At 64.7% G+C, this 23,312-nt stretch carries 21 protein-coding genes; 1 reads left to right on the top strand and 20 read right to left on the bottom strand.

Annotated elements, in window-relative coordinates; all coding sequences use genetic code 11:
- The first annotated feature begins 86 nt into the window (after nt 1-86).
- Nucleotides 87-1,118, top strand: a complete 1,032-nt coding sequence (locus GHT07_RS06195; RefSeq protein ID WP_153584194.1) for an acyltransferase family protein — start codon at nt 87-89, stop codon at nt 1,116-1,118.
- Nucleotides 1,119-1,192: 74 nt separating this feature from the next.
- Here the strand turns inward: GHT07_RS06195 and GHT07_RS06190 are convergent, their stop codons facing one another.
- From GHT07_RS06190 to GHT07_RS06095, 20 genes are all read right to left on the bottom strand, one after another.
- Nucleotides 1,193-1,948, bottom strand: coding sequence for a class II aldolase/adducin family protein (locus tag GHT07_RS06190; protein WP_153584193.1), 756 nt, complete (start codon nt 1,946-1,948; stop codon nt 1,193-1,195).
- A gap of 86 nt (nt 1,949-2,034) precedes the next feature.
- The gene (locus tag GHT07_RS06185) at nt 2,035-2,832 is read right to left on the bottom strand and encodes a tyrosine-protein phosphatase (RefSeq protein WP_153584192.1); all 798 of its coding nucleotides are present in this window, start codon (nt 2,830-2,832) and stop codon (nt 2,035-2,037) included.
- Complete coding sequence (locus GHT07_RS06180) at nt 2,829-4,208, bottom strand: O-antigen ligase family protein (RefSeq protein WP_194792851.1); 1,380 nt, start codon at nt 4,206-4,208, stop codon at nt 2,829-2,831. Before GHT07_RS06180 ends, GHT07_RS06185 begins: the two co-directional genes overlap by 4 nt.
- A 35-nt stretch (nt 4,209-4,243) precedes the next feature.
- Nucleotides 4,244-4,717: a hypothetical protein gene (locus tag GHT07_RS06175; RefSeq protein WP_153584190.1), complete on the bottom strand. Its 474-nt coding sequence runs from the start codon at nt 4,715-4,717 to the stop codon at nt 4,244-4,246.
- A gap of 54 nt (nt 4,718-4,771) precedes the next feature.
- On the bottom strand, nt 4,772-5,941 hold the full coding sequence (locus tag GHT07_RS06170) for a hypothetical protein (protein ID WP_153584189.1): 1,170 nt from the start codon (nt 5,939-5,941) through the stop codon (nt 4,772-4,774).
- A gap of 3 nt (nt 5,942-5,944) precedes the next feature.
- Nucleotides 5,945-7,498, bottom strand: a complete 1,554-nt coding sequence (locus GHT07_RS06165) for a J domain-containing protein (RefSeq protein ID WP_153584188.1) — start codon at nt 7,496-7,498, stop codon at nt 5,945-5,947.
- 4 nt (nt 7,499-7,502) lie between these two features.
- On the bottom strand, nt 7,503-9,812 hold the full coding sequence (locus GHT07_RS06160) for a GumC family protein (protein WP_153584187.1): 2,310 nt from the start codon (nt 9,810-9,812) through the stop codon (nt 7,503-7,505).
- 29 nt (nt 9,813-9,841) lie between these two features.
- Nucleotides 9,842-10,453 (bottom strand): polysaccharide biosynthesis/export family protein, encoded by a 612-nt coding sequence (locus tag GHT07_RS06155; RefSeq protein ID WP_194792850.1) that lies wholly within the window; start codon nt 10,451-10,453, stop codon nt 9,842-9,844.
- 210 nt (nt 10,454-10,663) lie between these two features.
- The gene (locus GHT07_RS06150; protein WP_153584185.1) at nt 10,664-11,431 is read right to left on the bottom strand and encodes a glycosyltransferase family 2 protein; all 768 of its coding nucleotides are present in this window, start codon (nt 11,429-11,431) and stop codon (nt 10,664-10,666) included.
- Between the two features lie 12 nt (nt 11,432-11,443).
- On the bottom strand, nt 11,444-12,232 hold the full coding sequence (locus GHT07_RS06145; RefSeq protein WP_153584184.1) for a YdcF family protein: 789 nt from the start codon (nt 12,230-12,232) through the stop codon (nt 11,444-11,446).
- On the bottom strand, nt 12,225-13,979 hold the full coding sequence (locus tag GHT07_RS06140; protein WP_153584183.1) for a carbamoyltransferase family protein: 1,755 nt from the start codon (nt 13,977-13,979) through the stop codon (nt 12,225-12,227). The genes GHT07_RS06145 and GHT07_RS06140 overlap by 8 nt, the downstream gene beginning before the upstream one ends.
- Nucleotides 13,976-14,776, bottom strand: coding sequence for a glycosyltransferase family 2 protein (locus tag GHT07_RS06135; RefSeq protein WP_153584182.1), 801 nt, complete (start codon nt 14,774-14,776; stop codon nt 13,976-13,978). The genes GHT07_RS06140 and GHT07_RS06135 overlap by 4 nt, the downstream gene beginning before the upstream one ends.
- Complete coding sequence (locus GHT07_RS06130; RefSeq protein ID WP_194792849.1) at nt 14,773-15,921, bottom strand: glycosyltransferase; 1,149 nt, start codon at nt 15,919-15,921, stop codon at nt 14,773-14,775. The genes GHT07_RS06135 and GHT07_RS06130 overlap by 4 nt, the downstream gene beginning before the upstream one ends.
- A complete protein-coding gene (locus GHT07_RS06125) occupies nt 15,918-17,129 on the bottom strand; it encodes a glycosyltransferase family 4 protein (protein ID WP_153584180.1) in 1,212 nt (403 codons plus the stop codon). The genes GHT07_RS06130 and GHT07_RS06125 overlap by 4 nt, the downstream gene beginning before the upstream one ends.
- Nucleotides 17,110-18,606 carry a hypothetical protein gene (locus tag GHT07_RS06120; RefSeq protein WP_153584179.1) on the bottom strand — a complete coding sequence of 499 codons (1,497 nt, stop codon included), beginning with the start codon at nt 18,604-18,606 and terminating at the stop codon, nt 17,110-17,112. The genes GHT07_RS06125 and GHT07_RS06120 overlap by 20 nt, the downstream gene beginning before the upstream one ends.
- Nucleotides 18,603-19,499 (bottom strand): glycosyltransferase family 2 protein, encoded by an 897-nt coding sequence (locus GHT07_RS06115; protein ID WP_153584178.1) that lies wholly within the window; start codon nt 19,497-19,499, stop codon nt 18,603-18,605. Before GHT07_RS06115 ends, GHT07_RS06120 begins: the two co-directional genes overlap by 4 nt.
- Nucleotide 19,500: 1 nt before the next feature.
- On the bottom strand, nt 19,501-20,496 hold the full coding sequence (locus GHT07_RS06110; RefSeq protein ID WP_153584177.1) for a polysaccharide deacetylase family protein: 996 nt from the start codon (nt 20,494-20,496) through the stop codon (nt 19,501-19,503).
- The gene (locus GHT07_RS06105; protein ID WP_153584176.1) at nt 20,493-21,356 is read right to left on the bottom strand and encodes a formyl transferase; all 864 of its coding nucleotides are present in this window, start codon (nt 21,354-21,356) and stop codon (nt 20,493-20,495) included. The genes GHT07_RS06110 and GHT07_RS06105 overlap by 4 nt, the downstream gene beginning before the upstream one ends.
- Nucleotides 21,353-22,312, bottom strand: a complete 960-nt coding sequence (locus GHT07_RS06100) for a glycosyltransferase family 2 protein (RefSeq protein ID WP_194792848.1) — start codon at nt 22,310-22,312, stop codon at nt 21,353-21,355. Before GHT07_RS06100 ends, GHT07_RS06105 begins: the two co-directional genes overlap by 4 nt.
- A gap of 225 nt (nt 22,313-22,537) precedes the next feature.
- A complete protein-coding gene (locus GHT07_RS06095) occupies nt 22,538-23,206 on the bottom strand; it encodes a hypothetical protein (protein WP_153584174.1) in 669 nt (222 codons plus the stop codon).
- Nucleotides 23,207-23,312 lie beyond the last annotated feature (106 nt).

Below are 23,312 nucleotides of genomic sequence, written 5' to 3'. Positions count from 1 at the left end.
CCCCGGTCATCTGGCAGCCAACGCATGGCATCATTGGCTGTGCAGCCCGGCAATCGAGCCAGGCGCTATTGTTTTGCGAAAGAGCCATGTCGGGAGTCAAGCTGCCTGGGTTGGAGGCTCTGCGCGGTTTTGCGGCGCTCTATGTCTTCGCTCATCACGCGCGCCTTGCCCCGAATTCCGGATGGGGAATGCTGCTCTACTTTGGGCAGGAGGCGGTCATTCTGTTCTTCCTGCTCTCGGGGTTCGTGATTGATCATTCGACTCGCGGCCGATCTGTGACCGCGAAGCGATACCTGATCCACCGGTTCCGGCGCATCTACCCGATCTTTCTGGTTGCGCTCTTTCTGGCCTATCTTGCGGCGTGCGTCAGCGCCCGCGAACTGGTGCCCGTGCAGGCGGTGCAGCTCTTGGGAAACATCTTGATGATGCAAGACGTGGCCTCGCTCAAGCCGGGCGTGTGGGTTGACACGTACCGTGGCAATTCGGCGCTTTGGTCGCTCTCCTACGAGTGGTGGTTTTACATGGGCTTCATCCCGCTCTCGCTGTGGGCTGCAGACAGGAAAGCGTCACGGTTTCCACTGGTATGGCTGCTCTCGTTGCTTGGCGCGGGAAGCTACCTGCTGCTGCCCAATCAGCTTTCGCTGTTCCTCGGCTATTTCGTGATCTGGTGGGCGGGGGTGGAGCTCTCGCGCGACTACAGCGCGGCCGGCTTTGTTGCCAGAGGCACTGCGATGAAGATCATTGGCGGCCTGCTCGCGCTGGCGCTCGTGTGGAGCATTCCGCTTGTCGGCATGTCCGGCGCGAAGATTGCGCTTGGCACCAGCCCATTCCTGCAGGTGCGTCACTTTCTTGCTGCCGCAGCATTCGTGGGCATTGCCTACGGATGGTCGATGATTAGGTTCAGGGGGTTCTTCCCTCTGATGCGACCGTTCTGTCTGATCGCGCCTGTCTCGTACTTTCTCTATGCATGCCACCTGCCGCTGATCCAGATAGCCCGGCAGGCGGGGCTGTTTGAAGCGCCATGGCTTGGCGCACTGCTAACACTGGGCGCCGCGCTGGCCTTGGGGTGGATCGTTGAAGTGCGGATTCAGCGTGCGATCAACCAGGTGATGAAGTAGGTGGGCTGCAAGCCCGCAGCTGCACGTGGCATGGAGCCCGCGCGCCGAATTCAGGCAGCGCGTGGGAATACCGCTCAGGTCTTGTAGCTCGCGTCCGTGCGCTCCAGTTTGCGAATCAGCGATGGCCACGCGAACGCGCCGCCCAGGCCACCGGTTTGCACGCGCATGGCCTGCGCCACGCCACTGACGATCTGCGGATTCACCATGACCAGCTCACCGCCGGCCTGCGCGTCGAGCTGGATGCGGCAGGTGTTCTCGAACGTGTACATCGACAGGAATGCATCGGCAATCGTCTTGCCGCACACCAGCAGGCCATGATTGCGCAGCACCAGGAAGTTGGCGCTGCCCAGGTCTTTTTGCAGACGCGGCTTTTCCTCGTCGCGGAAGGCCACGCCTTCATAGTCGTGATACGCGAGCGAGCCCAGCACAAAGGTTGATTGCTGCGAGATGGGCAGGATGCCGCACTTTTGCGCGCTCACGGCAACGCCGGCGCGCGTGTGTGTATGAAGCACGCACTGGATGTCGTCGCGCGCCTCATGCACGGCGCTGTGGATCACGAAGCCCGCCGGGTTCACGGGGAAGGGCGAGTCGATGACCTTGTTGCACTGCTGATCGACCTTGACGAGTGACGATGCGGTGATCTCGTCGAACATCAGCCCGTAGGGATTGATCAGGAAGTGATGCTCGGGGCCGGGAATGCGCGCGCTGATGTGCGTGAACACCAGGTCGCTCCATCCGTACAGGGCCACCAGCCTGTAGCAGGCGGCGAGGTCCACGCGCAGCTGCCACTCTTCGGCGCTGACCACTTCCTTGAGTGAGGCGATGTTCATCACGGTCTCCTTCGTTGTTGGATGCATTGTTTGCCGCCAGGGTGCACTTGGCTGTCAAACACAAGACAGCGAGCGCGCCGTGGCGCCTATCGCCGCCCGAACAGCTTGCCGAGCCAGCCGATGCCGCTTGCACGCGACGCGCTCGCCGGCAGCGGCGCCGTTTGTGAAGGCAGCACGTTGCGCAAGATTGCATCGGGCCGCCCGACGACGAGTTGCTGCGCCTCTTCATCGCCGAGCAGTTTGCGTGCGACTTCAAGGCCTTCGGACAGCACCGGCCTGCGCCGCCCCGTTGTATGCGCGTCGGTTGCGAGGATGTGTGTCAGGCCCTCGCCAAGCAGTCGCTCGCCCCAGTACTTCGCACGCGGGCCGAACTTGCCGGTCAGCGCGCCAGCCGTGACTTGCATCCACGCGCCCTGGTGCACGAGCCGGCCGAAGACAGCGAAGTTGTCCTCGATCCATACGAGCCGCTCGGGATGTGTGATGACGGGCGTGTAACCCGCCACCACGATGTTGAAAACCAGCTCTTCAAAACGCGGTGGCGCGTGGTGATGCGATGGCTCCAGCAGCAGGTAACGCGTGTTGCCGTTGAGCGTTGGAATGAGGCCCTTTCGCATGCCCTCGACGAGGCCGGGAACCAGGTGCACATCGGCCCCGATCACGAGCTGCAACGCGATGCCGTGCTGGTTGAACTCCTGCTGCAGCGCGTCGCGCGCAGCCTGGATGCCGGCCTTGTTGTTCATGTACATGCCGGGATAGATGTGCGGCGTGCACGCCATCACCCGGATGCCGTCCTGCACGGCGATGCGCGCCATGGCCAGCGAGTCTTCCAGCGTCTTTGCGCCGTCATCGATGCCCGGAAGAATGTGGCTGTGCAGGTCGATCATGCGGAGGTGGTGGAGCCGGTGGAAGTGTGCAGCGGTCGCAGGAAGACGCCGCACAGCAAGGCCCCGAGCATGGCGTTGGCGGGAATGCGCATGTTGAACTCCACGGTGGAGTGCAGCAGCAAGGCCATGAGGCCCAGGCCCGCGAGCGCAGCGGCCATGCATTCGCGATTGAGCGTGCGGTCCAGCCAGGCCCGCCGCGCCAGCAGGTAGGCGCGCTTGGCGGCCAATGCGATAAATGCAATGGCGAACACAACGAAGAAGATGCCGCCTTCGAAGAGCATCTGCACGTAGTCCATGTGTGCCTGGTTGGCGAAGCCCGGCAATGAGGCGGGCTGGAAGCGGGGGTAGGCCAGGTCGAACGTGCCCCAGCCGGAGCCCAGCGGGAAGAACGCCATGGCGCCCTCGAAAGTCGTCTCGGCGAGGCGGCCGCGAAAGTCAGCTGACGACGCGAGCTGTTCGGTGGTCAGGCGCGACAGCACGAGCTCGTAACCCACCAGCGCGATCGACAGCACAAAGACGGCAAGCGAAAGTGGCACCGCAATGCGCCAGCCCCGCGACCAGCCCTTGATGCGCAGGCTGATGGCCATCAGCGCGAGCACAGCGAACGGCAGCCCGAAGAGCGCGCCGCCGCGCGAGCGCGAGACCAGGATGCCCACGATCAGGAAGAGGCCGCAGCACACCCACACCACGGTTCGCTGGCGGCCTGTGAACGTTGAATCCTCTTTTTGCCTGGAGTCGCGCCAGCTTTCGTAGGCCAGCCACACCAGCGCGACCAGCGCCATGGCGAGGTAGTTCGCAAAGTGATTGCGGTTCGCGAATGTGCCCACGGGTGCGCCGAAGGTGAGAACCCCGAAGTAGAACGGCGAGGTCTCGCCACCGGCCACCTGCAGCAGCGCCAGGACCACCTGTGCGAAAGCGACGCACACCACGACCCGCATGAGCACGCGCAATTGATCGATGGACGCCAGGAAGCCCAGGAGCAGGCAGGCCAGCAATGGCAGGCCCGCCAGTAGTGATGCCGCCGTGGCGGACGGGCTGACAGATGCGCCGCGCCACGTGGCGTTGTCGACGCCCGCATCCTGCATGGCACGCACGATCTCGGCGTGGCCCGGAAGCCGGCTCCAGAGCTCTGGCGGCAGCGGTGTGAGAAAGACAAGGGCAAGCAGCAGGGGGCTGGCCAGCAGCAGCAGAAACGGCCGCCTGCGGGCAATGGCGGCCGTCACTGCGGGCGTCGTCGCGGACTTGAAGGCGAATAGCACGAGGACAACGAGTGCCAGCAGTTCGAGGACGATCAGTGCGGCATACCGGTTGCCGCCGCGCATGACGGGCGCGCAAGTCAGCAATAGTGCGCCGGCAAAAAGAGCAACGGGGCTCAAGAGCCCCGTTGTACTGGATTCGCCGGTCTGCGCTCTCATTGAGGGCTGACAGGCCTGTTCGGTGAGTTGCCGTTATTGGCGATGACACCTGCGATCGCCGCAGCGCCAACCACCGGAAGGAATGCGCCGCCGCCTGCACCGCCCGCACCAGCGACACCGCCTGCGCCACCACCGGCCGTACCGCCTGCTACAGCACCGCCAGCAGGCAGGGGCGTGATGCCCGCGAGGATGCTGTTGCAAGTCTGGTCGGAGGAGACGGTCGCCGTCTGATTCGGTGTGAGTGTGACGATGCAGTTGCCGTTGACGCGAAGAACGACATTGCCAGTGGAGCTGGTCACGAAGCTGGAGCCGTTCCTGACAGGTGTGCTGAGCACGACGGTGGTCACGCTGTTGGCGTCACTCATGGTCACGAGACCGGCCACGCTGACAACCGTGCCGATTTGGGTTTGGGCGATCGCGCCGGCGCTCAGGACGACGGTGGCCAAAGCCAGTAACTGGTGGGTTTTCATGAGGGATCCTGCAAACGGAATTGAAGTTCACTATAAGGGAAGGCCCCTGGCAGGTCAATTCGCAAGGCGCTCCAGCGTGAGCGCGTCGAACCATGCTTCCCCGCTGCCGCCCGCCATGGCGGCGGCCCTGGACGACGGCTCCAGCTGGACGATGGCCACTGGCCCGCAAGTCGCTGGCAGTGTGAATTCGAAGGTAAATGGCTGCCAGGCAGCGTCTGCCTCCGGCAACCCATCGGATGGCCCAGCCGCAGCGCCTGCCTCGCTCGTGCACCGTATCGTCCAGGCCAGTCCGTTGTCCAGGCGCAACCGCCGCGTCCGGTATTCACCCTTGAGGCGGTAGCGTCCCTGGCCGATGAAGACGTATTGGCTCACGAGCGGGGTCGCGATGGAGCGGCCGGTGAGCTTGACATTGAGCACTGCACCGCGCGCTTCATAGCCCACGCGATCGACCACGGCACCAGCGCGGCTGAGCGGCATCTGATCATTCACCTCCCAGTCGAAGCCTTCCGACAGGAACGGCTCGTCAAAGCTGCCGTTGTAGAGCATGGGCAGGGGTTGCGCGTGCAGCGTGAGCCACAGCGCATAGGCATCGCCCCATGAGCGGGCAGCCTTCAATTGGACGACGTACGCCGAGACGGCCGCGGGGTCGAGCGCCTTTGCGGCGAGCGCCTTCGAAATGAGCGGCAGGGCAGATGCCGTCGAGCCGCCGACGCGCGGCATCGCGTTCAGCACGCGCGCAGGCCACGCCGAATCAGGCTTCAGGTAGGGCTCGAGCAGCTCTGTTTGACCGGCCACGACGAGCCGCGCCAGGATCAGGTTGGCTGTGCCGTTGTCGCCGTGGTATTCGGCCAGATCGATCAGGGGTGCAATGGCAGCCTTCAGGTTTCCGCCCTGCAGTGCAGAGGTGGCACTCATGAGCAGGATCTTCGGGTGCGTTGGCGCCAGGCGCTGGGCGGCCGTGAGTGCGGCGCTCGCAGGAGCCAGGTCGGCCAGCGAGAGGTAGGCTGGCGTTTCGCCGGGGTTTGCAGCGATGCGCTCGCGAATGGCCGCCACCCCCGCATCGCCCATGGGGCAGAGTGAGAGATACGGCGTGTCGGCCACCACGCAACCGCGAGCGATATTCACGGAGATCACGGGCCATGCCAGCAGCAGCGCGGCGATGAGCACCAGGAGCGCCACGAACGGCCGTTGCGCAGCATCCCGATGGGCAGGGCTGCGCGGCATGCTTTATTGGGCGCGCATGGCGCCCGGGCGGGAAAGGCTGGTCATGACCACGGCGCCGTTGCGGGAGACAAATTCCGCTTGCAGGACAAGTTCCTTGCCGGAGGTCAGGCTGTTTGGCGAGGCTACTTCCATGATGAGGTAGCCGGTGACGAGCAGGCGCCCCTCCTGCGGCTCGGTGCGGAACTGCACATGCGATACCTTGACCGTGCCGCCATCGACGATGCTGTTGTACTGGCGCACCAGCGCCTGCGCCGAGGGTGAGCGGCGCGCGTCCCGGTCGAGCATGGTGAGCAGCCGGTCGCCGGTGCCGCTTTCGACTTGTTGCACCAGGTCGGCCAGCAATGGATGGACCTGGGCGATCGTCACCCCAGGGTTGGGGCGGGCGACAGGCGCGACCACAGGTGCCGCAGCGGGTGCCGGCGGCTCGACGATCGCAACTGCTGGCGGAGCAGCCGCTGGCGCCGGTCGCGGCATCTCGATGACCGGCGCCGTGCTGACCGGGACAGCCGGTGTCGGACGCGACGCCTGCATGGATGAAACGGCCGTTGAGATCTTCAGTGTCGGCGACAAGCTGGCCGCCGCTTGAGGCTTGACAGCGGGCTGGATCATCGCGACGAAGGGCCTGGCCTGGTCGAGCTGCCCGACGATGGGGGGCAGCGGTGCGAGGATGGCATTCGCAACTCGTGGCGGGGGTGCCGCAGGAGGTGGAGGCGGCGGCGCAGGCGGAGGTGGGGGTGGTGGCGCGGGTGGCGTCGGCGCTGGCGGCGGCGGTGGTGGTGGTGCTGGCGGTGGTTGTACCGTCGCCGCGGCCACCACGACATCCGTCGTGGCGGCTGGCTGCGCGCGGCGTGCAACCGGCGCAGTCACGGTTTCCACTGGGCGGGTCTTCGCTTCGACCGCGGCTTCCGCCGCATCTTCCTGCTGTCTTTGCACAAGGCTTTCGCGGTCCGAGCCGCCGAAGAAGAAAGTCCCGAGCAGCACGACGCCCACGCCGCCCATCACGCCCGCCACCACCCTCAGGTGGGCACGAGGATCGGCCGGCGGCGCCTTCTCTGCTTCGGCGCGCAAGGTCTGCGCTGTGGGCGCAGCTGTTGCGGCCACTGGCGCCGTGTCAGCGTCGTATTGCTGACGCAACTGCGGCGACGAGAGCGTTTCATACGCCCGGTTCACGCGCGAAGCGGTGTCCGGCGGCCAATCGGTGCCGCCCTCCTGCTGCGCAAAATCGGGATGGATCAGCCGCATCATCAGGCGGTAGTGGTCCTTGATGGCGTCTGCGGTGGCGGTTTTGTCCAGGCCAAGAAGCGTGTAGTGATCCGCTGTTTGATTCAGCATCGCGCCGCGCATGAAAAAGCACGCGGCCTGGCGCAACTCTGCAGATGGTGCGTCCGTGTCTTCGCCTTCGGCAGCGCGCCCGGCGGCGATCTGCAGCACGTCTTTCATGTTCGAGAACAGGGCGGCGGGCTCACGGGTGGCAAGTGCAAACTTGCCAGGGGAGCGCTGATAGTCGAGCAGGGCCCTTTCGACGGCGCTGCGACGTCCTGCTGGCGTGGCGTTCATGGGTTCAGGCCGACTGGCGGGGAAGGGCGGGCGCAGCGGGCTCGACGCCGTAGCCGTAATACGCGCCGTACCCCTTCATCGCACGGGCGGGTGCGAATGTCATGACGGTACCGCGCGGCGCCAGCCCGGACAGCCGCAGGCGCCGCAGCGCATCGCGAATGTTCGACTTGCGTGTAGACGCCGCACGGACCACGAACAGGATGTCCTGGATCTGGTTGCCCAGCACGATGGAGTCGGCAATACCCAGGATGGGCGGGCCGTCCACGATGACATGACTGATGCCGACAGCACCAGCCTTGTCGAGCAGCTGCAGCAGCTTCGGGCCCATGAGCAGGTCAACGGGGTTCGGCGGTGGCGGGCCAGCCGTGAGCACTGACAGCTTCGGAATGGTCGTTGTCTGAATGAGTTGCTCGCCACGCGTTTCGGCGGAGAGCAGGTTGGACAGGCCCATGTCGTTCGAGATGCCGAGCATCTTGTGCACGGACGGATTGCGCATGTCGCCATCGACCAGCAGCACGTGATGGCCCATCTGCGTGAAGTTGATCGCGAGCGCGAGCGCCGTGGTGCTCTTGCCTTCGTCGCGCGTGGTGCTGGTGATGAGCAGGCGAGTCGGCGCGCCGTGGGAGGTCGAGAACTGCAGCGCCGTTCGCACGGAGCGGTACGCCTCTGCGATCGACGATCGAGGGTCGCCGTGGACGTCCAGGGCGATTGAATTCTGCGTGCTGCGTTTTTTCTCGCCAACGGGGATCACGCCCATGAGGGGTACGCCCAGCACTCGCTCCACTTCTTCCGGGAACTTGATGGAGTCGTCCATGTATTCCAGCACGAAGATCAGGCACAGTCCCAGGAACACGCCGATGCCCAGGCCGGCCACCAGGTTGGACTGCAAGTTGGGCTTGTAGGGAAAGAGCGGCGGCGTCGCGGCGTCCACGATCGAGATGTTGTTCGTCGTGAGGTTGCTGGAAATGCCGATCTGCTTGAGCCGTTGCAGCAGGCTGTCGTAGATCTGGCGGTTGGTATCGACTTCGCGGCGCAGCAGGTTCAGGTCGATGCTGTTGTCCTGCGTTGTCAGCACTTCCTTGCGCGTCTGGTTCAGGCGCTCGCGCAACTGGCGCTCTTGTGCGGCAGCCGCGTCGAACTGCGCCTTCACCAGGCTTTGCACATTGCCGTGCTCGGCCTTGATCTGGTCGTCGATCTGTGTAATTTGCGCCCGGATCTGGACCATCTTGGGATAGTCAGGCTTGTAGATGCGCAGGTTCTGCTGGTACTCGACTTCCAGTTTGGCCTTGGCTTCCTTGAAGGTCTGCAGCGTCTTGCTTTCCTGGGCCTGCAAGGCGCGCTCGGGGTTGGCCTTGACCTCGTTGTACATCGCCTCTGCGCGAATGCGGTCCTGCTCGGCCTTGGACAGCGCGGTGGCGAAGTCCATGTAGCTCTGGTTGACCACGTTGGTCTTGTCGTCGAGCGCAAGGATCTGCTTTTGCTGCGCGTACTGCTGCAGCCTGCGCTCTGACTCTTCGAGCTTGCCCTTGACCTGCTTGATCTGGTCTTCCAGGAACACCTTGGCGTAAGACGACGACTCGATCCGGCGTTCCTGGCCGAGCGAAACAAACGTCTGCACCGTGGCATTCGCCACCCGGGCGGCGAGCATCGGGTCGGCGTTGTCGACCGACACGCGCACCAGCCGTGAATTCGGGATGGGGTCTACGGAGAGCGCACCGAGGAAGGCGCCGACCACTGCTTCGCGGCCCAGGAATTGTGCGTCCTGGGTGCTGGGCGTTGACAGTTTGCGGTAGCCGGAAATGATCCGGTCAAGGTAGCTGTTCGATGAATTGGCTGAAGACGCTGGCGCGGGATTGGCCTTGGCAGCAGGCGTGAGCGCTGTCTTCGACCGGTCGAGCTGCATGTCGTCGATCACCCGCTCGGCGAGCGACCGGCTTCGCAGAAGCTCGTACTGCGTCTTCAGGCCGACTGATTCATCGACCGCCATCTGGTCAACGTCACCGCCGCCCTGGTTGAAGTCCACGATGCGTGCAGGCGCACGTTCGATCTGCAAGACCGCCGTCGCGCGATAAGTGGGGCGCAGCAGGAACGTGTTGACGCCGGCGATGGAAACGGAAATCAGGATGACGAGCAGCAGTGTCCACTTGTGCTTGAGCACCATCTGCAGCAGGTCCGCCAGCGTCAGCGCGTTCGCTTCGTCCTCTTCTTCCTGCTGCCGGGCAATGGCGGTCTGGAGCAGGTAGGGCTGGCGCAGGGCGAGTTCGCTCGACGGCGGCCGTTGAGCGACTGGCGGGATGTGTTCGGTCTTGCCCATGGTGGGGAGGGATGTCTTTCGGGCGTTGGCTACTTGGGAACGATCACTGAGAACGGATTGACCGAATCGACAATGTCGCGAAAGATCGAATCCTTGAGGAAGGCGCGTGTGCGGTCCCGCTGGACCACGATCAGGTCATCGCCCTTCACAAGGGGGTCTTCTGCCTTGCCGGCGCGGATTTGTTCGACGTCGAACGCGGCAACCTGGCGCACATTGTTCTCGTTCACGCGGTAAATCAGGACTTCGGACATATTGGCAATCGAGCCAAAGCCACCCGAGACGGCCAGCACGCGCAGCAGTGTCATCTGGCCGCTCAGGGGAACGACACCCGGCTTGACGACCGCGCCCTCGACGGTGACGCGCTCCGTGGTGAATTCCTTGACGAAGAGCGAAACCTGTGGGTCCTGCAGATACTTCTCGGAATACTTCTGGGCGATCCGGGCCTCGGCTTCCGGGACCGTGAGGCCGCCCAGCGTGAGCGAGCCGATCAAGGGCAGCGACACGTTCCCGGCGGCGTTGATACGAACGGTCCGCTTGAGGTTTTCCATGTCGAACACTTCGAGCTCGACCAGGTCACCCGGGCCCAGGCGATAGTCCTTGGTCAGCGTGGCAAGGGGAAGCGCGTTGGGAGCGGTCGGCACGAACTGCGGTGCGGTTGCAACCTGGGAGCCGTTCGCACCTGCCTGTGATGGCTGGAACGGTGCTGCCTTGGCCGTGGACGGGGCATTGTTCGGCTCTGCAGAATTCGCCTGGGCGTGGCAAACCGACGCAGCGCACAGCACTGAGCCAATAACGAAGATTTTCGTGCGGACGACGAACATACGAACCAATACTACAAGGCGTCGAATCGGTCAGCGCACGGGTGCGGCGCGGACCATGAATTGCGGCAGCTTGGTGACGTTTTTCAATAGAAGAGTCTGCAGGCCGCCGATTCCATTTTCACGCATGGCGGTGTAGTCCTCGCGTGATTTACTCACCATGTTGAAGATGGACCGGTTGCTCAGCCCGCCCATCCGCATGCGCACCAGCACCTCGGGTACGTAAGCCGCATTGATCTTGGCCCGCCAGAGCAGGCGCAACATGTGGTCGTAGTCGGCGGCGATTTTGTAACGTGTGTCGAAGTCGCCAAAGCGCGCATACAGCTCGCGCCGGACGTAGAAGGTCGGATGCGGAGGCATCCAGCCCTGCGTGAGATGCGCCCGTTCGAACTGCCCGGCGCGCCAGTAGCGCACGACGTGCGACGAGTCTTCCTTGCGCACATAGACCAGATCGCCATATACCGCGTCAACCGAAGGATCTTCGAATGCGCCCGCAATGCGCTCGAGTGCATGCTGTGAGGCGAACATGTCGTCGGCATGCATGAAGCCGATCACGTCGCCCGAAGCGTAGGCGATGCCTTTGTTGAGCGCGTAGTACGGGCCGGCGTCTGTCGATGAGGTCAGTTTGGCGATCCCGCCCCTGTACTGTTCAATGACGTCGAGTGTGCCGTCAGTCGAGCCGCCATCGATCACGATGTGTTCGACGTTGCTCCACGATTGCCCGTGCACCGACGCAAGCGACTCACCTAATGTGTTCGCCCTGTTCAGAACAGCGGTAATGACGGATATGTGTAATGGCATGTCACAGTCACTTCACCGTGTGACTGTGGTCATGATAGCCAGCGCGCCTAGTCCTGCATACTCTTTTAGCGTCCGGGTTACATGTCTGAGGGCATCCTCGGAGGGGACGAGGTCGGAAAACGTGAAGTTTTCGTCATCGGCGCTGACGTCTGCGGCAAACGCAATCACATTCACCCCGGTCCCGCGCCACTCCCACTCGAACGCTTTGACGGCCCGCGGCAGATGCTGGGCGGAAGAGACCAGCAAGACGCTACGGGCATTCAAGCCGGTGACCAGGGCGCGCGTGTTGGATGCGTTCTCGCGGGTGGTGCCGCTGCTGCTCTCGGCACGAATCCGCTCCTTGGGCACGCCCAAGGCAAGCAGCATCTCGACGATGGCGTCAGCCTCCACCTGGCCGTCGTCATCCGGATCTCGCGCGCCAGCCGCCACGACGACCCACGGCGCCTTTCCTGCGCGATAGAGCGCTGCCGCTTGCCAGATGCGGTCCGCGGAATGCCCCAAAGCCAGGTTGGGACGCTGCGGCGGATGGGCTCCCACCAGGGCGCCACCCAGCACAACAATGACGTCCGCTTTGGGTGCAGCGGCCACTGCGACAGGAGCGTAGTAATTTTCCAACGGCGCGCCGAGCAAATCAGCAGTCAACGGCATCGAGCCCATCCATAGAACGGTGAACGATGCGACGGCCAATTTGCGGGCACGCGCAGGCGTGCGATTGCGCAGGAGCCAGGCGGCAGCAGCGAGCAGCAGGCTCAGTGGCAGCGGCGAGGCAAGCCACACGAGGGCCCGCAAGACATCAAGCATGCGGCTGCGTGCGCGAGAGCACGAGGTTGCCCATCACGAGCCTGTCCATGCGTGTGCGCAGGAAGCAGTCCAGGGCTTCGACGGGCGTGCACACAACGGGCTCGTTTTCATTGAACGATGTGTTGAGCACCATCGGCACCCCGGTGAGCTTGTGGAATGCCGTGATGAGCGCGTGATAGCGCGGGTTCGCAGCTGCCGTCACGGTCTGCAGCCGGCCCGTGCCGTCCACGTGCGTCACGGCGGCAATGGTGGCGCGCCGCTCCATGCGAATCGGATACACCTGCATCATGAATGGCACATCGCCATCGAGCTCGAACCAATCGGGCACGGCTTCGCGCAACACCGATGGCGCAAACGGTCGGAACGATTCGCGCCGCTTGATCTTCAGGTTCAGGATGTCTTTCATGTCGCCTCGGCGCGGGTCGCCGAGGATCGAGCGGTTGCCCAGCGCACGCGGGCCCCATTCCATCCGCCCCTGGAACCAGCCCACGACTTCGCCGCGCGCGATGGCGGCCGCCGTTTGTTCGAACAGGGCGGCATCGTCCAGCCGCTCGACGCGGCATCCTGCTGCCTCGATGGAGGCAGCACGACTGTCGATCAGCGCGTCGACCTCGCCCGCATCGAACGACGGGCCCCAGTAAGCATGCGTGTGGACCTCGCCGCGCGCACCACCCAGGTCGTGCCAGACCGAGAGCGCCGCGCCGATCGCACCGCCGGCGTCGCCTGCCGCAGATTGCACGTACAGCGACGAGAACGGCGAGCGGACAGTCACTTTACCGTTCGCGACCGAGTTCATCGCGCACCCGCCCGACAGCGCAACTGCGCTGAGCCGGTGTTTCGAATGCAGCGCGTTCAGCAGGTGGAAGAAGGCTTCTTCATACATGGCCTGCGCCGAGCGGGCGATGTCCTTGTGGCGCTGCTCAAGCGGCTCGTCGCCAGCGCGCGCCGGCCCGAGCAGGCTGGCAAGCCTGTCGCTGAAGAGCGAGCCCACATGCGGGCTGCCGTCCTCCCACTGGTAGTCGATTTTCTCGCGGTGATGGCGGAAGTAATCAAGGTCCAGCTCGAAGGCGCCCGTCGGCAAGAGCCGCACGATACGGCGCATTGCGTCGAGGTACGTCGGCTGGCCATAGGGCGCCAGGCCCATGACCTTGTATTCGTCCCCATAGTGCGGAAAGCCGATGAACTGTGTGATCGCCTGGTAGAAGATTCCCAGCGAGTGAGGAAAGTGAACACGCCCCTCTACCTCGATGCGTGTGCCCCGCCCGACGCCCCACGCCGCACTGGCGAAGTCGCCAAACCCGTCGACCGATACGACGACGGCCTCTTCGAACGGCGAGACGTGAAACGCAGACGACAGGTGCGCGATGTGATGTTCGACCGCATGCACCCGGCCCTTGAACTTCGCATCAGGAAACGCGCGGGCCAGGTGGTCAGCAGCGCCGGCGCGCTCGTGTTTGTTGCGCAGGCGCTCAAGCACAAGCGCCATCTCCGGGCGTTGCTTGAGTGTGAAGGCCACCTTGCGTGCGAGATTGGCCCTGCCGTCCTGGTTGAGCGCGATGTGATCGACGTCGCTGAGATTCGCGCCTGCCGCCTGGAGGCAATAGCGCACGGCCTCGCTCGGAAAGCCCGCCCAATGCTTGATGCGGCGAAAGCGCTCTTCTTCTGCCGCAGCGATCATCACGCCGTCGCGCAGGATGCAGGCGGAGGCGTCGCCGTGGAAGGCGTTGAGACCCAGGATCAAACTCATTGCGACTTGGCTCCGCTCAGGGTTGTGCGCATTTGCGCCTGCAAGAGTCGCAGACTCAGGATGGTTTCGGCAATGCCGCGTTGAAGTGCGTAGTAGAGCCCCGGTTTGCCGTCGAGCAACCCCCGGCCGACCGTGAGGCAATACAGGGGCACAAGCCACGGCGTGACAAACCCCATTCTCCGGAGCCGGTCGCGCCAGCCGAGGCGCTCCCAGGGCGTGCCCAGCAACAATTCGCACTCGAGCTGCGCATAGCGGTCCTGTGCGGCAAGCCAGGCGGCAAGACTCTTGCGATCGTCATGCATCACCTCGCCGGTGAGCGTCTTCGCCTCGCCCGTGGTGGCGATTCGCTGGGTGTGGCCATCCTGGAAGTAGCTGGCCCCGGCACGGCGATAGAGGATCATCACCGGCGGGTAGAGCGACGCGGACAACGGGTGCCCTTCGACGCAGTAGCGAAACCGGGCCCAGAAGCCCCCGGTCGAAGCCGCCGGCGCCAGCGCCTGGATTTCGCTGACCACGGCTTGCGGCAAAACGTAGTCGGCGTCGAGCGCGAGCACCCATTCCGACGTACCGCCGCAAGCGCTCAGGGCGTGGTTCCACTGATTGGCATGCGTGTCGAAAGCACGCGTCTCGACCCGCACGTTCGAATGGCTGGCAGCGATGGCCAGTGTGCCGTCGGTGCTGCCGCTGTCCACGATGAGGATTCGTGGGAACGAGCGCAGCGCGTCCAGCGTGCGGGCCAGGTTGGCTTCCTCGTTCCAGGTGAGGATCAGGACTTCGACGCGATCCAGGAAATTCATGTGAGCCGCAAGATGTCCGTGTAGAGAGTCTTCAGGCGAATGCCCATGGCTTCGGCCGAATAGCGGTCGCGCGCCAGGCTGGCGGCGTTGCGCGCCATGGACGCATACATGCCGCCGCCGATGATACGTTGCAGCCCCAGTGCAATGGCAGCAGCATCGGGCTTCACGGCAACGCCAGCCGCGGCCTGCGCGACATCGCCCGCAAGCGCCACGCCTTCGCCAAGCAGGCACGGCAAGCCCTGCGCCAGGGCTTCGGCCGCGGCAATGCCGAAGTTCTCCGAGAAAGACGGCAGCGCGAAGACATCCGCGTTCGCGAATGCCGCCACCTTTGCATCACCCTGCACGTGTCCCGGCCACTGGACGCTGGCCGCCACATGCAGCTGTTGTGCGCGACGCTGGAGTGCTTCGACATAAGCAGGCTCACCCGTGCCTGCAACGACCAGCGTCGCCTGCGGCAAGTCTTTGAGCAGTAACGCGAAGGCGTCCAGCAGGCCTTCGATGTTTTTTTTCGGATCGAGCCGGGACAGAAAAAGGATGCGCGGCGCCTCAGGTCTTGGCAGCCGCATGCCGGCCGCACCGAAGGGTTCGATCTCGACACCGAGTGGGATGACTTGCTCGCGCATCGCAACGCCTGTCATGCGCGCCTGCACAGCCTCGTCTTCGCTGGTGAAGTGCACAGCCGCCGCATGCCGCAATGCGGGGCCTTCGATCCAGCGCATCGACAACGATTTGAGCAGCGGCCTGCGGTTGGCCATGCCGTACGAATTGAGCGTGCCCAAGGGCCGCACGATGTACGGCACGCCGGCCCGGCGTGCTGCGCGCGCAGCAGCCATGGGCATGTACGAGAAGAGCGCGTGAATGTGCACGAGGTCGTAGTCGCGAACGTGTTGCCCGATCCATTCGCCAAACGAAGGCGCAGCCTTGTAGAAATCGCGGCGCTTGCTGAAGTAGCGGCGCACGACGCCGTTTTCCGGCAGTGGCGTTGCACACGGCTTGCCGTTGTGGCGGCCGGGGCCGTCGTCGTCGGTCGCTGCGGTCTCCACGGTCACGCCTTGCGCGGACAGCGCGCGCTCCATCAGCGCGATAGCGCGGCTCGGGCCGCCGTCCGTGGAGGACAGCGAGGGGATGACGTGCAGGACCTTCAAGCGGATGGGTGGGCGAACTGAACCGCCCGTATCGTGCCACTGGCCGACACATCGACGCAGTAGTCGCGCGTCACACGATCGCACGCGGCCTGGCCCATTGCCTTCAGGCGCGCAGGATCTTGCGCGGCGCGCACCATGCATTGCGCAAGCGCCTGCGTGTCCGCAAACGCAAAGATGTCGCCGGTGACGCCGGGCGTGACGAGATCGGGCCCGCAGCCGACGCGGTCGCTCACGATCGCGGGCTTGCCGCAGGCCATCGCTTCATTCACGACCAGGCCCCAGGTCTCGCCGAAGTCGGAGGCGAGCACGAGGCAGTCGCAAGCGACATACGACGCCGGAATTTCGGTCTGGTTGAGAAACCCGGCGAAGGTCACAGGCAGCTCGTGCTGCGCCACTGCCGCCTTCGCCTGTTCCATCAATTCGCCCGTGCCGACGACCAGCAGGTGCAACGGCGCGCTCGTTCGGCCGCGAGCTTCGCGCAGCGCTTCCAGCACATCGAGGATGCGCTTCTTGGGCTCGAGCTTGCCGGCATAAAGAAAGCAAGTCGCCGCCTCGGCAATCCCCCACTTCGCGCGCAGTGCGGCGCGCTCGGGCCGGAGCTTGTCGGCGGTTTGCGCAAAGCGCTGGTTGTCGATGAAATAGGGCGTGTCGAATAACTGGCGCTCGGCAATGCCATAGCTGCGATAGAAGCCGCGACTGGCCCGCCCGATCGGCAGGAACGCCGAACAGCGGCCCAATAGCAAGCGGTGAAGCAGGCGGGCATGCCATGGACGCGTGCGCAGGTTGTTCGACTCGCCACGCATGACCACCGGGATGCCCAGGCTGCGGGCGGCGAACAGCAGTTGCACCAGCGGCCAGATATGCCAGCCGGTGAGCATCAGGACGTCGGGCCGCAACTCGCGCAGCAGCGCTCGCGGGCGGGAAATGCGCGCCGCAAAGAAGCCGTCGAGGCCGCCGCGGCCGCGGATGTCATCGACCTGCCTCCAGCGATAGCCTTCGAGCAGTGGAATGTCCCACGTGAAGGCAATGCCGAAGCCACGCCCTTGCTGGGCCGCGTCGGGCATGGTGATGAAAAGAACCGAGAAGTCGATGTCGCCCGATTGCGCCAGGGCGCGAAACAGCGGTGCCTGGTACTGGATGGGGTGCGACGCAACGGCGACGACGCGCAAGGGCTGCGTCGTGGCCACGTCAGCGGAACGATGCAACATGGGCAGAGGGGTGTCGATAGCCTGGGGGCAATCCAAAGGGGATGGTGTCTTGTGGATTGCGCCGCCGGATGGACGGGTCTCCCTTGGCGGCAAGCACGGGCATGGCAAGCAGGAACCCGGTGCTCCAACCAAGAATCACGAGGATGAACAGGTCGTTGTACGCCTGGGTCGCGATGGAGAAGGTCGCGAGGTTGGCGACCAGGAACGCGACCAGGCCGTAGGCCATGCGCATGTGCTGGGTCGACAGTTGTGCAACGGCGGCCAGCTGTTTGCGCAGGTGCTTGAACAGGGCGACGCCGAGCCACAGCAGGACCAGCAAGCCCGGAATGCCCAGCTCCATGGCGATCTTGCCCAGCCCGCCTTCTGCGGCCCAGCGATTGATGCCCGCAGCTGCGGTCACCTGGTTCGTTCCCTGGCTGCCCGTTCCCAAGCCGGCGCCGAGCCAGCCGAACCGGTCCACGACGTAAACGATGGGCTGGAGCCCGAGATCGCTGACGCGCTGCGGCAAGTCCTGCACGACAGTGCGGCCACGCGCAGCGTAGCCTTGCATACCGTTCGGGTTGTCGATTCGAGCCGAGCGGCTCGACGGCGTTTGCACCGGATCGGGGGCCACCAGCCCGACGATTCCAAAATAGCCGACGAGTGCGACCGCACCCAATGCCAGTGCCAGGCGAGCCCGGCCTTTTTGCAGCAGTGCAATCAGGATGCCGTACACGCAAAGGAAAATCGTGACTTCCACCAGCATCTTGCGCCGCCCGGTCAGCATGCCCAGGCTGATCAGCACGCCGATCAGCAGCAGCGCTGCCACGATTCGCAGCAGTGTCGGCCGCTTGCCTACCGACAGAATGAATACGAAGCAGGCAATGGTCGCGGCATGCCACGCAGCCATTTCCGACGCGCGAAAGAATCCGGAGTGGGCCTTCAGGATCGTGCCCATGTCATAGATGACCAGCCCTTCTCCCACCTCGCCAAGCGTGCGCCACTCGAAGCCTGCATATTCGAGGTAGACGCCCGACAGGGCGACCAGTGCGATCAGCACGTACAGGACCATCAGGCGCCTGACGCCCTGGAGCCCCCGCCGGATGGCAAATTGATACGACAACACCACCGCTGGAATGGGTGACAACCACACCAGCAGGCCAATTCCAGCCATGAAAAAGCTGTTGTAGGCCACCAGGGTATGCAGCGCCTGCGCGAAAACGACGGCAATGAAAAATGAGAACGGCAGCCGCAGGTTCTTGCGCCAGCCGTGGATGACACCGGGGTCCAGGCGCACATTGGCCAGTGCGGCGCGAACCAGCGTGACGCCGAAGATCACGCCCACCAGCAACACGTAATAGACGGGCTGCCCGGGCGCGAGCTTGCGCAGGGGATCCTGCACGATCCCGATCAGGACGCAGGCCGCCAGGCCTTTGCGCCAATCGAGCATGACCACCAGGGCGGCAGTGGCGACGAGGACCAGTGTCAGTTCAATCATTGGCCAGGTTCTGGTTCGACAAATTTGGGCCCTTTCGCATACAGCATCATCGCCCAAACCATTGCTGAAAACTCACTGAGCAGCGTTGCCGGAATGCGCCACGGGTGTCGCAGGTGATAGCGCGTGACCACGGACCGCAACGGCCGCGAGACAAATTCCCCGGCAGATCCGGTTCGAAGGCCGAAGTAGTACGCGCCCACGGCGTGATCCGGCCGCCAGGTCGTCAGGTGTTCACCGTACATGCGGGTGCCGCCGGCCGCCACCTTCAGGTGATGGATGCACGCGGCCGGCGTGAAGCGGATGCGGTGTCCGCTCTTGATGAATCGATGCGCGAACTCGGCCTCGAAGCGATAGGCAACGCGCACGAAGTTTTCGTCAAACCCTCCCAGCCGGATCGCCAGTTCACGCGACAGCGAGAAGTTGCCACCCATGAACTCGCTGATCCAGCGAGGGTGCGTGCCGAAGAAGCTGAACGGCTCCGCCTCTGGCGGCGTCGTGCCTTCCTGCCAGGGCTGGATGACGCGGCCCGCCACGATGATGTCCGGATGCTCGCGGTGCGCCAGCACGTGCTGCGCGGCAAGTCCCTCGTCGGGGATGATGTCATCGTCGAGAAACAGCACGAACGGCTGCGAGGCCAGCACGAGCCCCTTGTTCATGGCCTGTGGAATGGACGGGACCGTCAAACGCACCCAGCGGATGTCGCCGGCGTCGTGCATGCGCTGAAGCTGTCCGGCCGTGGCTGCATCATGCGAGGCGCTTTGGTCCACCACCAGGATCTCGGCGGCGCGGCGCTCCAGCCGCAGCAAATGCACGAGCGTGTCGACCAGCACCTGGTCGCGCATGTAGGTCGGGATGACGATGGAAATCGGCTCCAGGCCGGGCGAGATGGCCATGCTAGATGCGCCCCGTCAGTAACCAGCGCCGCCTGCGCAAGCCATTGCGATGCGGACCTGGCCAGGTGAACCGCGCCAGCGCGTGCGGATCGCTCGAGCGATCGATCAGCGCGCGATCAACGGTGGCGACCTGCTTGAAGTGTTGCGCGCAAAGCGCTGCATCGCCCGGCAGGTAACTGTTGAACGGATAGGAAAACGCGCCAGGTGCCGTGCCGGTCAGTCGTGTCAGCACGTCGATGGAGCGCACCAGCTCGGCTTCGAACGTGGCGCCGTCGATGGATCGGCGCGGATAGTGGTGATGGCCATGACTGGCCAGCTCGTGACCGTGGCGATGTGCCTGCGTGACGTCACTGGCGCGTGGATAGAGGCGGCGTGCCTGCTCCACCAGCGCGGCGGCGCTCGCATCGCCTGCGGTCAACTCGGCCAGGATGGCTTCGAGCTGCGTCATCGGCAGCTCATCACGAAGGCGAGTCAGCAAAGCGGGGCCCTGCGACGCCGTCATGTCGGCCAATCGTGAACGCACGAGGCGCTCCAGCCTTTCGCGGCTGCGCGGATCGCTCCAGAGCCAGTAAAGCGCGTGTTCCCAGAGCAGGCTGGGCGCATCGACCATGCCGGTGGACTGGAACATCACGCCGCGAATGCCGAGCTGTTCGAGCACCGGCAGGCCGGCGGTGTAGTTGTCGCGAAACCCGTCGTCAAAGCTCACGATGACGCCGAACTGCGATGGGTCGGGGAACTCGCCCTGGCGCAGGTCGGCCAGCGTCATGAACTTCGCACCCTGGCCCTGGAGGAAGCGCAGTTCGCGGGCCAGCTCATCCGGCGGAATGCTCGGCGCGCCGAATTGTTCGAGGTACGGAACATGGGCCGGGTCGTCAACGCGGTGATACAGCAGGCACATCACCTTGCCGCGCAAAGCGCGGCGCCAATGACTGTCCAGCGGCGCCACAAAGAGCAGGTCTTTCGCGCGATTGGCAATGCGGCTGGCCAGCGCGCTCATGGGGCCGCCCCGATGGTGCGCACACCTGCGTCCCGTGAGGCCTTGTTCGCCAGGTACTCGCGGGCCAGGCCGCGGTCAAGCAGGCGGTTGGCGGCCAGGCGGTGATACGGCTCATAGACATAGCCGGTGCGCTTGAGGAACAGCTTGCCGGCCTCCCACTGCTTGACGCGCGCGGCCCGCCCTGCGGCGAGTTGTTGCGCAGCGCGCACCAGCAACTGCGCACCCAGGTGAAACGAGCGGGCATCGATCATTTCAAACGTGTCGCCTTCAAGGATCGGCACCTGCGCAGAAAGAATGATGTCGCCGCTGTCGATGCCCGCGTCGATGTGGTGCACGGTGACGCCGACCAGCTCGGGATGGCCTTCGAGCAGCATGAAGAGATTGCAGTTGCCCCCGCGCGAATACGGCGACAGGCCGGTGTGCAGGTTGATGATGCCCAGCGGAATCTGCGCAATCAACTCGAGGATCGGTGCGCGCAGCAGTTGCGTGCCGTTCACCAGCACGATGTCCGGCTTCATGCGGCGGATGAAGTCGGCCACTTCGACGCTGTTGATGTCCTGCGTGACGAGATGCGGCACGCTGTCGGGCAAGGTCGGCGGCTGGCCGCCTTCATGGAAGACCTCGCGCTGCATGGCTTGCAGGCGCGGCTCGTAGCCTTTGAGCAGGAATCTCGCCTGCAACTGCCGCACCAGCGCACGCGGGTCGGCGTAGCGCCACATGCGCCGCAGCAAACCTTGCCTGGCTTCCATGCCCTTGTAGAGCACGAAACCCACGAGGTGCAGGTGGCGGGCGGCCTGCTGCAGGATGTGGGTCTGGTAGAACCCGTCGCAGCACAACACGAGCGCACGCACATCGCTCATAGGGCGCGCTTTGACGGGCTGAGCGCCAGCTTCGCCAGCTTGAACCAGGCCTTGATGTGCAAGGGCTTGGCGCGCACGGTTTGCGTCAGGTAGCTCTTGGCGCGTGGGTCGCCACGGCTGGCAAGGCAGCTGCCGACGAAGTAGTTGGCGGCAGGGCGCGAGTCGCGCCGCGGTGCTGGCGGCACAGGGCTGCTTCCGCCGGGGCGTATGCGTTGGGCCTGCGCCAGCACAGGCGCATCGCTGCGCCCTTGCGATCGCAGCGCCCTGGCGTGCGCCACCAGTGCGCGCAGGCTTTGCTGCTCGGCCCGGTGGCTGGCGGTGATGCTGTCCAGGTCGAACTTCACCTGGTACAGCACCTCGGGCACTTGCCCGAAATCGCCCTGGTCGATGAGCCTGGACCACAGGTCCACATCCTGCGCATAGTAGAACTCGGGCCGGTACCCGCCTGCGGCCGCATAGGCGCTCTTGCGGAACATGGCCGTGCCGTGATGAGGGCTCGCCACTGCGCTGCCGTCCTGGTTGCGCAGGCCGCTGTCGGTGGTGGCCCCTTGCGGCGGCTCGCCGTCCGTCAGCGGCTCATTGCCCGGCCCGACCAGCGCGTAGCGGCAACCGGCAAACACGAGCGATGGATCCGAGCGAAGCAGCCGGGCCTGCGCGGCCAGACGGCCGGGCCGCGAGGCGTCACCCACGTCCTGGCGTGCGATGAACTCGCCGCTGGCCTCGTTGCAGCCGCGGATCAGGGCGCGCGTGAGGCCCTGGTTGGGTTGATGAAACACGCGCAGCCGGGGGTTCTCAGCTGCCCACGCATCGAGCACCTGTCCGGATTGATCGGTGGAGCCATCGTTGATGGCGATGATCTCGAAGTCGCATCCGGTCTGCTGGAGCAAGCTGGAGAGGGTCGACGGCAATGCTGCTTCGCCGTTGTAAACCGACATGACCACAGAGACTTCAGGCATGTGAGACGGGACTCGAGAAACGCACGAGGAGGGCGGCTGCTGGCGCCGGGATGCCGCCATTGTCGCTTCATTCGAGTGCCCCGCTATGGCGCCTTGCCCGCGGCTGCACGCTCGCACCCTGCATCGCCGACATCCGTGAATTGTCGTCGGCAATGACAGTGCGGTCTGCAAGGAATGACCCCGCAGGAAGGAGCATGTAGCCGCTTGAAAAGCACGGCGCACTCGTCAAGCGGCGGTGTCAGAGCGCTGCCGGCTCATGTCAATGGCGATGCGCATGGTCAGGGCCAGTGCCATGATGGCTGCTGGCGCCACCGGGCTGATGTATCGCCAGATGTCCAGCGTATGGGTGAGTGCAACACCGCCAATCTGCGCGAACCAGACGAGTGAGGCGATTGCCGCTGGCGCTGCAAGCGGGTGCGCGCGCCAGCGGCGCCAGGCAAGCCCGGCGAGCGATGCGACCATGGCCAGCGATGCGACGAGCGAAGCAGCGCGAAGAACGGGACCGGCCAGTTTGTCAGCGTGGGCCAACAGTGGGGCGCTCACCCGCTCATGGCCCTCTTGAGCGCCGCGCGTGACGCCGGCCTTGTCGAGCATCGCCTCCACCATGGCCAGCTGCGCAGGCTCCGACCCGTACGAGGGCGTGAGGCCCAAGGGCGGCAATGACATCTTCAGCCCGTAAACCATCTGGCGCGCCACCTTCGCGATGTACGCCTGCGGATGGCGCAGCACGGCCTTGACGAACGCCTGCCGGTACCACCGGCTCAGGCCCTCGGCCCCCAGGCCCGCGCCGGTGATACCGAGTTGATCCATCGCCATGTCGTACTGGCACTTGTCTGCATAGAACCCGAGGGTCTTGAATTCACCTTCCTTGGAGCGCAGGTCGGTCTCCAGCATGGCCATGAATTGCGGCGCGCGACTGCCCATCGTGCTGGCCGCGAAAGCTGCCGTGGTGTCGGATGCGAGGACAAGATCAAGGTGGATGCAAAAGAGTGTCTTCGTC

Origin of the sequence: Caenimonas koreensis DSM 17982, from assembly GCF_009646335.1 — a bacterium.
GTDB lineage: Bacteria > Pseudomonadota > Gammaproteobacteria > Burkholderiales > Burkholderiaceae_C > Ramlibacter > Ramlibacter koreensis.
The sequence above is the reverse complement of the archived record's forward strand: the minus strand, read 5'-3'. Positions and strand labels throughout refer to the sequence as shown.